At 71.7% G+C, this 14,619-nt stretch carries 13 protein-coding genes; 5 read left to right on the top strand and 8 right to left on the bottom strand.

Going from position 1 to position 14,619, the window contains the following annotated elements; all coding sequences use genetic code 11:
* Positions 1-433: 433 nt before the first annotated feature.
* Positions 434-1,045: a response regulator transcription factor gene (locus ACFPIH_RS27035; protein WP_003948568.1), complete on the bottom strand. Its 612-nt coding sequence runs from the start codon at positions 1,043-1,045 to the stop codon at positions 434-436.
* Positions 1,046-1,422: 377 nt separating this feature from the next.
* On the opposite strand from ACFPIH_RS27035, the gene ACFPIH_RS27030 reads away from it, so the two are divergent.
* On the top strand, positions 1,423-1,752 hold the full coding sequence (locus ACFPIH_RS27030; RefSeq protein WP_381176590.1) for a WhiB family transcriptional regulator: 330 nt from the start codon (positions 1,423-1,425) through the stop codon (positions 1,750-1,752).
* 62 nt (positions 1,753-1,814) lie between these two features.
* Here ACFPIH_RS27030 and ACFPIH_RS27025 read toward each other — a convergent pair whose 3' ends face one another.
* Positions 1,815-2,744: a LysR family transcriptional regulator gene (locus ACFPIH_RS27025; RefSeq protein ID WP_381176587.1), complete on the bottom strand. Its 930-nt coding sequence runs from the start codon at positions 2,742-2,744 to the stop codon at positions 1,815-1,817.
* An 80-nt stretch (positions 2,745-2,824) separates the two neighbouring features.
* On the opposite strand from ACFPIH_RS27025, the gene ACFPIH_RS27020 reads away from it, so the two are divergent.
* The 3 genes from ACFPIH_RS27020 to ACFPIH_RS27010 all read left to right on the top strand — a co-directional run bounded on the left by ACFPIH_RS27020 (position 2,825) and on the right by ACFPIH_RS27010 (position 5,183).
* Complete coding sequence (locus ACFPIH_RS27020) at positions 2,825-3,493, top strand: MOSC domain-containing protein (RefSeq protein WP_381176584.1); 669 nt, start codon at positions 2,825-2,827, stop codon at positions 3,491-3,493.
* A gap of 108 nt (positions 3,494-3,601) precedes the next feature.
* Complete coding sequence (locus tag ACFPIH_RS27015; protein ID WP_381176581.1) at positions 3,602-4,375, top strand: SDR family NAD(P)-dependent oxidoreductase; 774 nt, start codon at positions 3,602-3,604, stop codon at positions 4,373-4,375.
* Positions 4,376-4,475: 100 nt separating this feature from the next.
* Positions 4,476-5,183: an ester cyclase gene (locus ACFPIH_RS27010; RefSeq protein ID WP_381176578.1), complete on the top strand. Its 708-nt coding sequence runs from the start codon at positions 4,476-4,478 to the stop codon at positions 5,181-5,183.
* A gap of 78 nt (positions 5,184-5,261) precedes the next feature.
* Here the strand turns inward: ACFPIH_RS27010 and groL are convergent, their stop codons facing one another.
* The 4 genes from groL to ACFPIH_RS26990 all read right to left on the bottom strand — a co-directional run bounded on the left by groL (position 5,262) and on the right by ACFPIH_RS26990 (position 9,801).
* Complete coding sequence (gene groL, locus ACFPIH_RS27005) at positions 5,262-6,887, bottom strand: chaperonin GroEL (RefSeq protein ID WP_381176576.1); 1,626 nt, start codon at positions 6,885-6,887, stop codon at positions 5,262-5,264.
* Between the two features lie 120 nt (positions 6,888-7,007).
* Positions 7,008-7,316 (bottom strand): co-chaperone GroES, encoded by a 309-nt coding sequence (groES, locus tag ACFPIH_RS27000; RefSeq protein WP_381176573.1) that lies wholly within the window; start codon positions 7,314-7,316, stop codon positions 7,008-7,010.
* Positions 7,317-7,624: 308 nt separating this feature from the next.
* Positions 7,625-8,395 carry a polysaccharide deacetylase family protein gene (locus ACFPIH_RS26995; RefSeq protein ID WP_381176731.1) on the bottom strand — a complete coding sequence of 257 codons (771 nt, stop codon included), beginning with the start codon at positions 8,393-8,395 and terminating at the stop codon, positions 7,625-7,627.
* 440 nt (positions 8,396-8,835) lie between these two features.
* On the bottom strand, positions 8,836-9,801 hold the full coding sequence (locus ACFPIH_RS26990) for a polysaccharide deacetylase family protein (RefSeq protein ID WP_381176570.1): 966 nt from the start codon (positions 9,799-9,801) through the stop codon (positions 8,836-8,838).
* 99 nt (positions 9,802-9,900) lie between these two features.
* On the opposite strand from ACFPIH_RS26990, the gene ACFPIH_RS26985 reads away from it, so the two are divergent.
* On the top strand, positions 9,901-11,097 hold the full coding sequence (locus tag ACFPIH_RS26985; protein WP_381176727.1) for a THUMP-like domain-containing protein: 1,197 nt from the start codon (positions 9,901-9,903) through the stop codon (positions 11,095-11,097).
* On the opposite strand, the gene ACFPIH_RS26980 is transcribed toward ACFPIH_RS26985, so the two are convergent.
* Positions 11,075-13,123, bottom strand: coding sequence for a cell wall-binding repeat-containing protein (locus ACFPIH_RS26980; RefSeq protein ID WP_381176568.1), 2,049 nt, complete (start codon positions 13,121-13,123; stop codon positions 11,075-11,077). The genes ACFPIH_RS26985 and ACFPIH_RS26980 overlap by 23 nt on opposite strands.
* 193 nt (positions 13,124-13,316) lie before the next feature.
* Positions 13,317-14,618 carry an RNA polymerase sigma factor gene (locus tag ACFPIH_RS26975; RefSeq protein ID WP_381176565.1) on the bottom strand — a complete coding sequence of 434 codons (1,302 nt, stop codon included), beginning with the start codon at positions 14,616-14,618 and terminating at the stop codon, positions 13,317-13,319.
* Between the last annotated feature and the right edge of the window lies 1 nt (position 14,619).

The raw sequence follows: 14,619 nt of genomic DNA, 5'->3' as shown, positions 1-14,619 counted from the left end.
TCCCGTGCCGACCCCACCCGAGCAGGGAGGTTCCGTCATGCCCCGGCTCCTCTTCAGTGACGGTCCGGCCGACTGGTCCGCCGACCGGGTTGCCGATCGATCAGGCAGTGGCAGGGCCGCCGACCGGCTGGGGGGAACAGGGTCGTCGCAGGGACGGGGGGGACGACCGACCGTCACCCCGCGACCCACCGGATTGGGCGGGGACGACCGCCCCCGCCCCGAATCAACCGATCGGCCAGACCGGCCCGGGCCGGCCGAGCCGAGCCGCCGGACAGCCGAGCCCGTGCCCGCCGGGCAGCCCCGTCACCAGCCCGCCGGCGGCCTATGACCGCCGCACGTCAGACCCCGGGCCCGGGGCCCAGGCCCCGCCCACCCGACCGCTGTTCCCGCACGGCGGACCCGGCCCCGACGGACGTCGGCGCGCCGAGCGGTCCTACCGGACCAGGCCCCACCGGAAACCGAGTGCCACCGCGTGTGCGCGGTCCGAGGCGCCGAGCTTCTTGAAGAGGCGGCGCGCGTGCGTCTTCACCGTGTCCTCGGAGAGGAACAGCTCACGCCCGATCTCCGCGTTGGAGCGGCCGTGGCTCATCCCCTCCAGCACCTGGATCTCACGCGCGGTGAGCGTCGGCGCCGCGCCCATCTCGGCCGAGCGCAGCCGCCGCGGAGCCAGCCGCCAGGTCGGATCGGCGAGGGCCTGCGTGACGGTCGCCCGCAGTTCCGCGCGCGAGGCGTCCTTGTGCAGATACCCGCGCGCCCCGGCGGCGACCGCGAGGGCGACGCCGTCCAGGTCCTCGGCGACGGTGAGCATGATGATGCGCGCGCCCGGGTCGGCGGACAGCAGCCGCCGCACCGTCTCCACGCCGCCCAGTCCGGGCATGCGCACGTCCATCAGGATGAGGTCCGAGCGGTCGGCGCCCCAGCGGCGGAGGACTTCCTCGCCGTTGGCCGCCGTCGTCACGCGCTCGACACCGGGCACGGTCGCGACCGCGCGGCGGAGCGCCTCTCGGGCAAGCGGGGAGTCGTCGCATACGAGGACGGAAGTCATGGCCGCCCTCCGCAGCTGATGGTCACCTTGTGCCTCCAGGCTGGTACGAAATCGTCACCTGTGCGGTCGACCGTCTCGGACGCCTGCCCGAGCGTTTGTGTTCTCAACCGCCACCGCACTCTCAACGATGGTCACTCGAAAGAGTTACGGGGCCGCATGCATTCTTCGGCACTCTACGTGAGGGCGCGGACACGGTGGAGACAGCCGCGCGGACCCTCAAGCTTTCATCACAACCGGTGCCCCATTTAGCCCCATTTCTTCCCTTTAGCTGGTGTCTGAGGCTAGATTCGCAATGAGTCATATTTTCATCTCCTTAGATCGTAGTTGTACGGTCGTGGGCACCGTATCCGCTCAGAACGGCTACAAGGGGTCACACAATGGCAGATTTCTCCCGCCTTCCCGGACCGAACGCGGACCTGTGGGACTGGCAGCTCCTGGCTGCCTGCCGCGGGGTGGACAGCTCGCTCTTCTTCCATCCGGAGGGGGAGCGCGGGGCGGCTCGGAGCGCTCGAGAGAACTCGGCCAAGGAGGTCTGCATGAGGTGCCCGGTCCGCGCGCAGTGCGCGGCGCACGCACTGGCCGTACGCGAGCCGTACGGCGTGTGGGGCGGGTTGACCGAGGACGAGCGCGAGGAGCTCATGGGGCGGGCGCGCAACCGCCTGGTGTCGGCGTCGTCCGGCTCCGGCGACCCTGCCTCGAACACATGAAGGAACGTTTCTGCAAGTCCAGCGCACTGAAAGCGGCGGGTACGCGTGCGTACCCGCCGCTTTCACATGGGACGCGCCGCCGCCCGCCCCAGCTGCTCCAGCGTCGCCGCCACCGCCGGCACCTGCGCCAGGTCGGGCAGGGTCAGCGCGACGATCTCCCGCCGCACCGCCGGTTCCAGCGTCACCGCGCGCGCCCCACGGGGCCGTACGGACTCGATGGCGAGCTGAGGCAGGACGGCCACGCCGAGGCCCGCGCCCACCAGGCCGACGACCGCCGGGTAGTCGTCGGTGGCGAAGTCGATGCGGGGCGTGAAGCCCGCGGCCTCGCACACCTCCACCAGCTGGCCGCGGCAGCGCGGGCAGCCCGCGATCCACGGCTCGGCGGCGAGGTCGCCGATGGCGACGGACTCCACGCGCGCGAGGGGGTGCCGCTCCGGTACGAGGGCGACGAGGCGGTCGGTGAGCAGGGGCCGTACGACGAGATCGCCCCACTCCTCCGCGTCCGCGCCCTCCGCCCCCGCTCCCCTGCCCGCCACGCGCGCGTAGCGGAACGCGAGTGCCACGTCGCAGTCGCCGCCGCGCAGCAGTTCGACCGAGTTCGGCGGTTCGGCCTCCTCCAGGGAGACACGGGTGCCGGGGTGGTCGGCGCGCAGGGCGGCGAGGGCGGTGGGGACGAGGGTGGAGCTGCCGCTCGGGAAGGAGACCAGCCGGACCCGGCCGGCCCGCAGGCCCGCGATGGCGGCGACCTCCTCCTCGGCGGCGGTGAGTCCGGAGAGGATGCCCGCCGCGTGCCGTACGAGGGCCTCGCCGGCCTGGGTCAGGCGCATCTCACGGCCGTTGCGCACGAGCAGGGGCGTGCCCACGGACGTCTCCAGGGCCTTCATCTGCTGGCTGACGGCCGGCTGGGTGCAGCCCAGCTCGCGCCCCGCCGCCGAGAAGGAGCCGGTGGCGGCCACGGCGCGCAGGACGCGGAGATGACGGGCCTCGATCATCCACCGAGCATAAGCGCAGCTTGGGTAAGTCGTCGAAAAATGCGTCGACACTTTGAGGTGCGTTCCCGTACCGTGCCGTCATGAGGCTTCTGTCTGTGAACCTGGGCCGTCCGAAGGCGGTGCCGTACACCGAGCAGCCCGAGGGGCTGACCGGTATCGACAAGCGCCCGGTCGAGGGACCGGTGCGGATCTCGGCGCCCGGGCCGAAGGGCGTCGGGGGCAGCGGGCTGGCCGGCGACGCGGTCTGTCATCTGCGCCACCACGGCGGGGACGACCAGGCGGTGTACGCCGTCGCGCGCGAGGACCTCGACGGATGGGAGCGCGAGCTGGAGCGCACACTGGCCAACGGCGCGTTCGGGGAGAACCTCACGACCAGCGGTCTGGACGTCTCCGGGGCGCGGATCGGCGAGCGCTGGCGGATCGGGTCCGAGGTGGTGCTGGAGGTGACCTCCGGCCGTGTCCCCTGTCTGACCTTCCAGAACCACCTGGGAGAGAAGGGGTGGGTCAGGCGGTTCACGCAGAAGGCCGCCACGGGCGCGTATCTGCGGGTGATCACACCGGGCGAGGTGCGCGCGGGGGACGCGATCGAGATCGTCCATGTGCCGGAGCACGAGGTGACGGCCCGGATGGAGTTCCAGGCGACCACCACGCACCGGGAGCTGCTGCCCCGGCTGCTGGCGGCGGCCGACACCCTGCATCCAGAGGCGCTGGCGGCGGCCCGGAAGTATGTGGCGAAGTACGGCGGCTGAGGCGCGGCCGCGGGCGGGTGCGCACGGCGCCTCCACACTCGGGAGGCCGGGTGAAGAGGCACCGTGGGCAGCACGGACGCGCACAGTGCGGGTCATTAATCTTGCGCCATGACAACGGCTCTCATTACGGGTTCGACCGCGGGGATCGGCGCCGCGTTCGCGCGCAGACTCGCGGCGGACGGGCATGATCTCGTCCTCGTGGCACGGGACACCAAGCGGCTGCGCGAACAGGCGACCGAGTTGCACGACCGGCACGGCATCGAGGCGGAGGTGCTCACCGCCGACCTGGCCGAGGACACCGGCATCGAGGCGGTGGCAGCCCGGCTCGGCAACCGCAAGAACCCCGTCGACCTGCTGATCAACAACGCGGGCTTCGGCAACAAGGGCCGCTATCTCGACGTGTCGATGGCCGACGAGCTGAAGATGCTCAAGGTGCACTGCGAGGCGGTGCTGCGGCTGACGTCGGCCGCGGCGGAGGCGATGCGGGAGCGGGGGCGGGGCGGGGTCGTCAATGTCGCGTCGGTGGCGGCCTTCGTACCGCGCGGGACGTACGGGGCGTCCAAGGCGTGGGTCGTGCAGTTCACGCAGGGTGCGGCGAGGGATCTGGCGGGCAGCGGGGTGCGGCTGATGGCGCTGTGCCCGGGCTTCGTGCGTACCGAGTTCCACGAGCGGGCCGGGATGGGCACGGACAACATCCCCGGCTGGATGTGGCTGGACGCGGACAAGCTGGTCGCGGCGGCGCTGGACGACCTGGCGCGCGGGAAGTCGCTGTCGATCCCCGACCCGCGTTACAAGGCGCTGATGGGGCTGGTGAAGGTGACGCCGAGGTCGCTGCTCGGCGGGATCTCCTCGCGGACGGGCCGCAAGTACGGCCCGCAGTAGGGGCGTTGTGAGTGCGGGGTGAGTGAGCGGGCGGCGTCATGGCCTCCGGTGGGAGAATGGACGGGGAGACACCGGACCCAGGGGGACCGGAGGCGGCGCCATGACATTCGTACAGCTCATCGACTGCAGGACCAGCCGGTTCGACGAGATGGACCGGCTGATGGACACATGGGTCGAACAGACCAGAGGAAAGCGGACGGCGACGCACGCGGTGGTCGGCAAGGACCGCTCCGACGCGTCGCACTTCGTCGAGATCGTGGAGTTCCCGTCGTACGAGGAGGCGATGCGGAACTCGAACCTGCCGGAGACCGACAAGGTCTTCCGGGAGCTGGTGGCCCTGTGCGACGAGATGCCGACGTTCATGGATCTGGACGTCGTACGGGACGAGAAGCTGTCCGCGGCGACCGCGCGGCGGTTCTTCGAGACGGTGGCCATGCGCGGTGAGCTGCCCCCGCTCGACGGGCTGCTCGCCGAGGACTACCACGACCACGATCCGTCCAACGAGCAGGACACCATCGGCATGGATGCGATGCGGCGGGAGGTCGGCATGTGGCGGAGCGGCTTCGACTTCGCCTTCGACATCGAGGACCAGATCTCCCAGGACGACCGCGTGTGCACCCGGTGGACGATGCGCGGCACGCACAACGGCGAGTTCATGGGCCTCCCGGCCACCGGCAGACAGGTCACCATGACGGGGACGACAGTCTTCCGTATCGACGGCCACGGAAAGATCGCCGAGGGCTGGTGGCAGAACGACCGCCTCGGCCTGATGGCCCAGCTGGGAGCGCTGGACACCCTGGAGACCTGAGAGCCGCAGATACCGCCCGCGAAGGGAGAAGCCCCCGTTCCGTCGTCACGGAGCGGGGGCTTCTTCGAGCGGGGTGCCTCAGTGGGCGTGGCCGTGGCTGTGGCCGCCGGCGGCCGGCTCTTCCTCTTCCTTCTTCTCGACGACGAGGGTCTCGGTCGTCAGGAGGAGGGAGGCGATGGAGGCGGCGTTCTCCAGGGCGGAGCGGGTGACCTTGACCGGGTCGATGACGCCGGCCTTGACCAGGTCGCCGTACTCGCCGGTGGCGGCGTTGAAGCCCTGGCCCTTGTCGAGCTCGGCGACCTTGGAGGTGATGACGTAGCCCTCCAGGCCGGCGTTCTCGGCGATCCAGCGCAGCGGCTCCACGACGGCGCGGCGGACGACCGCGACACCGGTGGCCTCGTCGCCGGTCTTGTCGAGGTTGCCCTCGAGGACCTTGGCGGCGTGGACCAGCGCGGAGCCACCACCGGAGACGATGCCCTCCTCGACCGCGGCGCGGGTCGCGGAGATGGCGTCCTCCAGGCGGTGCTTCTTCTCCTTCAGCTCCACCTCGGTGGCGGCGCCGACCTTGATCACGCACACGCCGCCGGCCAGCTTCGCGAGGCGCTCCTGGAGCTTCTCGCGGTCCCAGTCGGAGTCCGTGTTCTCGATCTCGGCCTTGATCTGAGCGATGCGGCCCTGGACGGCCCCGGAGTCGCCGGCGCCGTCGACGATCGTGGTGTCGTCCTTGGTGACGGTGACGCGGCGGGCGGAGCCGAGTACGTCGATGCCGACCTGGTCGAGCTTGAGGCCGACCTCCTCGGAGATGACCTCGGCGCCGGTCAGCGCCGCCATGTCCTGGAGCATCGCCTTGCGGCGGTCACCGAAGCCGGGGGCCTTGACGGCGACCGCGTTGAAGGTGCCGCGGATCTTGTTCACGACGAGGGTGGAGAGCGCCTCGCCCTCGAGGTCCTCGGCGATGATCAGCAGCGGCTTCGAGGAGTTGGTCTGGATGACCTTCTCCAGCAGCGGCAGCAGGTCGGCGATGGAGGAGATCTTGCCCTGGTTGATGAGGATGTAGGGGTCCTCGAGGACGGCCTCCATGCGCTCCTGGTCCGTCACGAAGTACGGTGACAGGTAGCCCTTGTCGAAGGCCATGCCCTCGGTGAAGTCCAGCTCCAGACCGAAGGTGTTGGACTCCTCGACGGTGATGACACCGTCCTTGCCGACCTTGTCCATCGCCTCGGCGATGAGCTCGCCGACCTGCTGGTCCTGGGCGGACAGCGCGGCGACGGCCGCGATGTCGGCCTTGTCGTCGATCGGACGGGCCGAGGCGAGCAGCTCGTCGGAGACGGCCTTCACCGCGGCGTCGATGCCCTTCTTCAGGGCGGCCGGGGAGGCGCCGGCGGCGACGTTGCGCAGGCCCTCGCGGACGAGCGCCTGGGCCAGGACCGTGGCGGTGGTGGTGCCGTCGCCCGCGATGTCGTTGGTCTTGGTCGCCACCTCCTTCACCAGCTGCGCGCCGAGGTTCTCGTACGGGTCGTCGAGCTCGACCTCGCGGGCGATGGTGACGCCGTCGTTGGTGATGGTCGGGGCGCCGAACTTCTTGTCGATGACGACGTTGCGGCCCCTGGGGCCGATCGTCACCTTGACCGTGTCGGCCAGCTTGTTGACGCCGCGCTCGAGGGCGCGACGGGCGTCCTCGTCGAACTTCAGGATCTTCGCCATGGGAGCGGTTCAGCCCTCTCGAAAGCTTGGGAGAAACGAACTGCGCTCCCAGCGCCCGGCTTCACAAAGTCGCGGGGGCCAGGAGCGCAGTTCACTGCAAAACTGGGTGAAGCCGGTGAATTACTTCTCGATGATCGCGAGCACGTCGCGAGCCGAGAGGACGAGGTACTCCTCGCCGTTGTACTTCACCTCGGTGCCGCCGTACTTGCTGTACAGGACGATGTCACCGACCTGGACGTCGAGCGGCAGGCGCTCGCCGTTCTCGAAACGGCCCGGGCCCACGGCGAGGACAGCCCCCTCCTGGGGCTTCTCCTTCGCGGTGTCCGGGATGACCAGGCCAGAGGCCGTGGTCTGCTCGGCGTCGAGCGGCTGGACCACAATGCGGTCCTCGAGCGGCTTGATGGCAACCTTGGTGCTGGCGGTCGTCACGATCCGACCTCCCCCTTCGGAGATCTCACGGGGTTAACTGTCTGAGGTGGCGACCAGGTGGATCCGTCGTCGCGGGTGCCGGACCTGCCCGTCGCTGTGTTGGCACTCTCAACTGCCGAGTGCCAGAGCCGAGACTATGACCGCGATTAGCACTCGGTCAAGCGGAGTGCCAATCCCTGCGGGGCGTGGCGGGTTTTCGGTGGCCGGTGTCGGTGTGGCCGTCACCGGGGGCTGCCGCCCCCGCGCCCCCGCTTTCGGCCCTGAACGGGCCTTGTCCGCAAACGCCGGACGGGCTGGATGTGGTGCCCCTAGAGGTAGTCCTCCAGGCGGCCCGCCTTCAGGCCCTGTTCGCCGAGCCACCGCAGCAGGCGCGTCGTCCGTTCCGTCAGGCTCGGGCCCGCCGTCTCGTCCGGGTCGACGGCGATGATGTCTCCGGGGCGCAGGCGGTGGGCGCCGTGGGTGTACGTGAGGTCGGCCGGGCCCATGGCGGCGCGCCAGAGGACGAGGGCCGTGATGCCGCAGTCGGCCGCCGCGCGCAGGGTGGTCGTGTCGTACGTGCCGTAGGGCGGGCGGAACAGACGGGGGCGCAGGCCGAAGCGGGACCGCAGCTTCTCCTGCTGGCCGCAGATCTCGGCGCGCTGGCCGGCGTAGGGCAGACCGCGCAGGGCCGCGTGGTCGAGGGTGTGGTTCTGGAGGGTCGCGCCCACGGACCGCAGACGCGCGAAGTGGGCGTAGCCGGGGCCGACCACGCTGTCCGTGAGAAACATGGTGACCGGGAGGCGCCGTTCGCGGACCAGGGTGATGAAGCGGGGGTCGCGTTCGGCGCCGTCGTCGTAGGTGAGGAAGACGACGGGGTCGCGGGTGGGGATGTGATCGACTACGGGCGGGAGACCGGCACCCCCGAGACCGACACCGGCACCCCCGGGCCCACGCCCGGCACCGACACCGGCACCCCCGGGCCCACGCCCGGCACCGGCTCCGGCTCCGGCTCCGGCCCCACGCCCACCGGCCCCACCATCGCTGCCACCAGGGCCGCCCTTGCCACCGTCTGCCCCGCCGCCATCGCCACCGCTGCCCACCCCACCGCCGACAGCCCCGCTGCCGACCCCGCCGCTCTCCCGCCCGCCGCCACCACCGCCGCCGGCCTTGTCACCGCTGGCCCCGCCACCATCGGCACCGCCGCTCGCCCCGCTGCCGCCAGTCCCACCACCGCCACCAGCCCCACCGCCACCGCCATCACCACCGGCCCCGCCACTGCCGCCACCGCTCCCCGCCCCGCCGCCATCCCCTCCGCGACCGCCACCGAGAGCCCCGCCCCCGCCATCCGGCCCGCGATCACCGCCACCGACGGCCCCGCGATCGCCGCCGCCAACGGGGGCCTCCCCGCGAACCCCCGGATGGACCCGTTCCGCCGTCTTCCTGCCCAGGCGTTCGATCGGGTCGACGGACTGGGCGCAGCCGGTCAGGGTCGTGGCCGTCAGGGCCAGCAGGGCGGCCAGGGCGGCCGGCGCCCGTGTCCTCACAGGTAGTCCTCCAGGCGTGCCACCGCGTATCCCTTCTCCGTGACCTTGTTCAGGAACCGGCGGACCATGTCGGGCATGGTGCCCTTCCATTCGCCCCGGCCCCGGAAGTGGCTCAGGACGATGTCGCCGGGGTGGAGGTCCTGGTCCCCCTCTCGGTACTCCCAGTGGTCGACGAAGACCTCCTCGTTCCAGAGTGGGACGTACTTCACCCCGCAGGTCTTCGCGGCGACCAGCGTGTCGCGGTCGTAGTTGCCGAAGGGGGGCCGGAAGAGGGCGGGCCGTCTGCCGTACTGCTCGCGCAGCACCCTCTGCATGCCGCAGATCTCGCGCTTCTGGCGGGTGTAGGAGAGGGCCGGCAGGTAGGGGTGGTGGAGGGTGTGGTTGTTCAGCGTCACGCCGAACTTCTGCATCTTCCTGAAGTAGGCGTAGTCGTCCTTGACGACGTAGTCACTGAGGAAGGCCGTGTAGGGGATCCGCAGTTCCTTCATCATCTTCAGGAACGCCGGGTCCTTCTCGGCGCCGTCGTCGATGGTGAGGAAGACGACCTTCTGCCTGGTCGGGACCGTGGTGAAGAGCGGGGGGAGGTCCAACTCCTCGTGGTCCTCGACCTCGAAGCCCTCCCGGGTGGTGATCCTCGGCTTCCTCACGGGCGGGAGGGGCGCGGCCAGCGGGACCTCCCGCAGGCCCCAGTGCCTCGCCGCGGCGGCCCGCGCGAGGGCCTCGGCACGCAGATGGGCGGCGTACAAGCTCAGGGCGTGCGCCGGGAGCGCGGCCGGGTCGGCGACCTGCTGGCCGGGCGCCGGAGTGCCCCCCGCGACCCCGCTCTCCGCTCCCCCACCCGAGGCCCCGCCCTGCGCGCACCCCGAAACGATCGCCGCCAGCGCCAGCAGCGCGACAACCCCACGAGCTCCAGACGCGGCAGGAAATGCGCCATTGTTGTCATTTTGTACGACGGATCCCATGGCGCCGGATCCTCCCAGCCCACCCCCGCCGCCCCCGCCCGACACCGCCACCGGAAGCACGTCATCCACCGACTGGCCCACAATGACCCGGTGAACCCGGTGAACGACCTCGCTCCGCTCCTCACCCCCGAGGGCCGCGCCCTCCTCGACGCCGTGCGCGGTACCGCCCCCGCCGACGAACTCGCCGTCGCCACGCGGCTGCGCCGCGACCATCCCGCCGGACTGGTGTCGGCGGCGCTCGGCCAGGCCCGGCTGCGGCAGCGGGCGGAGGCGAAGTTCGGTGCCGAGGACGCGCGGCGGATGTTCTTCACGCCCAACGGGGTCGAGCAGTCGACGCGCGCGAGTGTCGCCGCGTACCGGGCCGGGCGGATGAAGGAGCTGGGTGTCACCGCCGTGGCCGACCTGTGCTGCGGGATCGGCGGCGACGCCGTCGCGCTGGCCCGGGCGGGGATCCGGGTGCTGGCCGTGGACCGCGATCCGCTGACCGCGGCGGCGGCCCGGGCCAACGCCGAGGCACTCGGGCTCACCGGCCTCATCGACGTACGGGAGGCGGACGTCACGGAGGTGGACACGGACGGGTACGACGCCGTGTTCGTGGATCCGGCGCGAAGGGGCGGGCGGGGGCGGGTCTTCGATCCGGAGGCGTACTCGCCGCCCCTGTCCTGGGCCGTCGCGGCGGCTCTGAAGGCCCCGCACGCGGCCCTCAAGGTCGCCCCGGGCATCCCGCACGAGGCGATCCCCGCCCAGGCCGGGGCCGAGTGGATCTCGGACGGGGGTGATGTGAAGGAGGCGGTGCTGTGGTTCGGCGGGAGCACACGGAACGACGTGCGCGCGACGCTGCTTCCCGGCCCCCGCACCCTCCTCGGCACCGGGCTGCCCAATCCCGCCGTGCGGCCCCTCGGCCGCTATCTCTACGAGCCCGACGGCGCCGTCATCCGGGCCCATCTGGTCGCCGAGGTCGCGCAGGAGCTGGACGGGGGGCTGGTCGACGAGACCATCGCGTATGTCACCGCCGACGCCCTGCGCCCCACCCCTTACGCGACCGCCTACGAGATCACCGACCAACTCCCCTTCAACGTGAAGAAGTTGAAGGCGCTGCTGCGGGAGCGCGAGGTCGGGATCCTGACCGTGAAGAAGCGTGGGTCGGCGGTGGAGCCGGAGGAGCTGCGCAGGAAGGTCCTCCCGAAGGCGCAGGGGCCGCACTCGGCGACGGTGTTCCTCACGCGGGTGGCCGGGGCCCCGACCATGCTCGTCGGAGCCCCGGCACCAACGGCTACTGCCGCTGGAGGGTCCTGAGGTCGCCCAGGTGCGGGTCGGCGCCGACCGGGCCGGACCGCTGGAGCGTGGTCGCGGCCTCGCCGCCGTCGGTGCGCTGCGCGAAGGCGGTTGCGGCCTGCGTGGCGGTGGGGACGACGCCGTTGTAGTACGGGCGGTACTGGAAGTACGCCTTGCCCGCGCTCATCGAGGCGCCCGCGGAGTTCAGCGAGGTCGCGGTGACCCCGCCGCCGAAGGCGACCGTGAAGTCCGTGCTCGCGGACTCGCGCAGCAGATAGCTGTTGACCTCGGCCGACAGGGCCGGGCGGGAGGTCCACAGCAGGGGCCCGAAGACGTTGAACGCGGCGGCGCCGGACACGCCGTCCCGCCAGGCGCCGGAGTAGGCGACGGCGGTCTGGCCGGGCGCGGTCCACCAGAACTTGGCGATGGCGACCGAGATCGCCGCGTCCGTCTTGCCCGAGAGCGGGTAGTAGTAGTACGTCGACGGCCAGCGCGAGAAGCTGGAGTGGGTGAGCGCGTACTTCGCCGCCGCACCGACCGTGATGACCATGGTCTTGTCCGGGTTCAGGCTGTTCAGGTACGACTTCACGGACGCGGTCAGCTTGTTGCCGTTGGTGAGGACGACGCTGCCCGCGCTCGCGCCGCCGTCGGCGCCCGCCGCGGCCGCTGCGGAGAGCGCCGCCCGGGTCTCGGTGCCGCCGGCCAGGAACACGTACTTCGGGGCGGTGCTGACGGACTTCGCCACGGCGACCGAGGTCGCGTAGCGGTCCGCGCCCGACAGCCGCTTCGGGACGTAGCCGAGGGTCTTGAGCTGGGAGGCGACCGTGCCGGTGAGGATGGACGTGCCGCCGACCAGGTAGACGGTCTTGCCCTTCTTCAGGGTCCGCTTGAGCTCCGTCTTCACCGCCGACGACAGCCCCGTCTTCGGGGTCATCAGCACCGGGCCCACCTTCTTGCCGGCCAGGGCTGGCGCGGTGAGGGAGTACGCGGCGTCGTCCCGGTTGACCAGCACCGCTGACTTGGCGTTCATCAGGCCCGGCACGCTCTTCCCGAGGGTGTTCCAGGTCCAGCGGGAGGAGGCGATGTTGGTGGCGTAGGCGTCGGAGCCCCAGACCCGGGCGGTGGTGTTCTTCCGCAGCGGCTCCCAGCTGGGGTTGTTGACGAAGCTGCTCTGCGACGCGTTCATGACCGGGGTCAGCGTGCCGGTCGCGAGGTCGACGTACTCGGCCGTGCGCACGTCGTCGCTGAACTGCGAGGTGTGCGCCTCGAACAGGATCCGCTTGCCGGTGGGCGACCAGGACGGGTTGGCGTACCAGCGCGGGCCGGTGGTGAGCTGCTTGACGTCGGTGCCGTCGGCCTTCGCCGTGAAGACCTGGGTGTTGCCGTCGGCGTCCTTGCGGACGAAGGCCAGCTTGGTGCCGTCCGGCGAGTAGGAGGGCTGCTCGGCGTCGGCGAGGACGCGCTTGACCGTGGTGCCGTCGTAGACGTACACGCCGGGCGCGGTGGTGCAGTTGGCGGTGCGCCGCTCGAACGCGAGCAGGCCCTTCGGGTTCACCGTCGGCTCGCTGTCGCAGACGGAGGCCGGTTCCTGGGCCGTGGTCAGCAGCGGGCGGGGCGCCCAGGAAGCGTCGGAGGGGCCGTAGACGAGCTGGCCGCCGGTGGAGAAGACGACGTAGCGTCCGCCCCACCAGAAGGTCAGGTCCTCGTACGACGCGCTGGAGCGGACGCCCGTCGCCCAGGGCAGGGTGACCTTGCCGGTGCCGTTGCCGCGGACGCTGGAGATCTGGCCGGCCGAGCTGATCAGCCGGCTGCCGTCGGGCGCCCAGGCGGCGTAGCTGCCCACGTTGGGGACCTGGGTGAGGGTGCCGGTGGCGGGGTTGACCAGCGTCCCGCCGTCGTTGAGGACGCGGCCCTCGGTGCCGGGCCAGGGTCCGGCGTCGTCGGCGGTGGCGCCGGACGCGCCGGACAGGACGCCTGTGGCGGCGAGCGCGGCCACGGTGGCGAGCGCCGCGGCGCGGTGCCTGCGGCGGTGTGTGAACGATCTCAAGTTGTTGACCCCCCGGGTCACATGACGTCAGAAGTGCCGCGCACGGGCCGGGTCGGCGCCTCTCCCCACGGGGTTTCCCCAGGCGGACCGCACAGCCGTGTCACAGCGGCTGGATCACTGTAGTACTCAAGTGGACGGAATGGGAACAGAGTTACGAGTCCCCCGCACACGTCAGACCGAGTCCCCCCGCACGTCACCCCGAGTCCCCCCGCGCGTCACCCGCACGCGCTCGCAGCAGCTCCCGCTCCCGCGCGTTGCCGGTCAGCTCGGCCGCCCGGGTGAACTCCGCCGCCGCCTCCGCCGTACGGCCCAGGCGCAGCAGCAGATCGCCGCGGACGCTGGGCAGGAGGTGGTAGTCGCGCAGGGCGGGTTCGGCGGCCAGGGCGTCGACGATCTCCAGGGCCGGGGCCGGTCCTTCCGCCATCGAGACGGCGACCGCGCGGTTGAGTTCGACGACCGGGGAGGGGGCGCGGGCGGCGAGGAGGCCGTAGAGGGTGGCGATGGCCGCCCAGTCCGTCTCCTCGTAGGTGTACGCGTGCGCGTGGCAGGCGGCGATGGCGGCCTGGAGGGCGTAGGGGCCCGGCGCGCCGGATGGGGGTCCCCCCGCTCGAGCGAAGCCGAGAGTGGGGGACGTGGCGCCGGCCCGGTCCAGGGCGGTGATGCCCCGGGCGACGAGCATGCGGTTCCAGCGTCGGCGGTTCTGGTCCTTCAGCAGGACCGGGGTGCCGTCGGGGGCGGTGCGGGCGGCCGTGCGGGACGCCTGGAACTCCAGGAGGGAGACCAGGCCGTGCACCTCGGGCTCCTTCGGCATCAGGGCCGCGAGCTGCCGGGCGAGCCGCAGGGCGTCCTCGCAGAGCGCCGGGCGCAGCAGGTCGTCGCCGGCGGTGGCCGCGTACCCCTCGTTGAAGACGAGGTAGATGACGTCGAGGACCGAGCCGAGCCGGGCCTCGCGGTCGGGGCCGTACGGCACCTCGAAGGCGACGTTCCTGGTGGCCAGGGTGCGCTTGGCGCGGACGACGCGCTGCGCGACGGTGGCCTCGGGGACCAGGAACGCGCGGGCGATCTCGGCCGTCGTGAGGCCGCCCAGCAGCCGCAGGGTGAGGGCGGTGCGGGCCTCGGGGGACAGCACCGGGTGGCAGGCGGTGAAGACGAGCCGGAGCAGGTCGTCGTCGATGTCCTCGGGGGCGGCCGGCTCTTGCGGCGGGGGCACGTCCGCGAGGTCGCGGCCGATCTCCTGGAGCTTGCGGGCGTAGTTCTCCCGGCGCCGGACGAGGTCGACGGCGCGACGGCGGGCGGTGGTGGTGAGCCAGGCGCCCGGATGGTCGGGCACACCCTCGCGCGGCCACTGCTCCAGCGCCGCGACCAGCGCGTCCTGCGCGAGTTCCTCGGCGATGCCGACGTCCCGGACGACCCGGGTGACGGCGGCCACGACGCGGGGGAACTCCATCCGGAAGACGGTCTCGATCGCGCGTGCGGTGGTGGGTCGTGATTCCACA

Origin of the sequence: Streptomyces vulcanius, from assembly GCF_042653945.1 — a bacterium.
Lineage (GTDB): Bacteria > Actinomycetota > Actinomycetes > Streptomycetales > Streptomycetaceae > Streptomyces > Streptomyces mangrovi.
Note: the sequence above shows the minus strand (reverse complement) of the source record. Positions and strands in the feature narration are given on the sequence as shown.

Excerpts from the sequence above, each read along its gene's own strand:
- ACFPIH_RS27035 (WP_003948568.1), bottom strand. The coding sequence starts at position 1,045 with ATGACTTCCGTCCTCGTATGCGACGACTCCCCGCTTGCCCGAGAGGCG.
- ACFPIH_RS27030 (WP_381176590.1), top strand. The coding sequence starts at position 1,423 with ATGGCAGATTTCTCCCGCCTTCCCGGACCGAACGCGGACCTGTGGGAC.
- ACFPIH_RS27025 (WP_381176587.1), bottom strand. The coding sequence starts at position 2,744 with ATGATCGAGGCCCGTCATCTCCGCGTCCTGCGCGCCGTGGCCGCCACC.
- ACFPIH_RS27020 (WP_381176584.1), top strand. The coding sequence starts at position 2,825 with ATGAGGCTTCTGTCTGTGAACCTGGGCCGTCCGAAGGCGGTGCCGTAC.
- ACFPIH_RS27015 (WP_381176581.1), top strand. The coding sequence starts at position 3,602 with ATGACAACGGCTCTCATTACGGGTTCGACCGCGGGGATCGGCGCCGCG.
- ACFPIH_RS27010 (WP_381176578.1), top strand. The coding sequence starts at position 4,476 with ATGACATTCGTACAGCTCATCGACTGCAGGACCAGCCGGTTCGACGAG.
- groL (WP_381176576.1), bottom strand. The coding sequence starts at position 6,887 with ATGGCGAAGATCCTGAAGTTCGACGAGGACGCCCGTCGCGCCCTCGAG.
- ACFPIH_RS26990 (WP_381176570.1), bottom strand. The coding sequence starts at position 9,801 with ATGGGATCCGTCGTACAAAATGACAACAATGGCGCATTTCCTGCCGCG.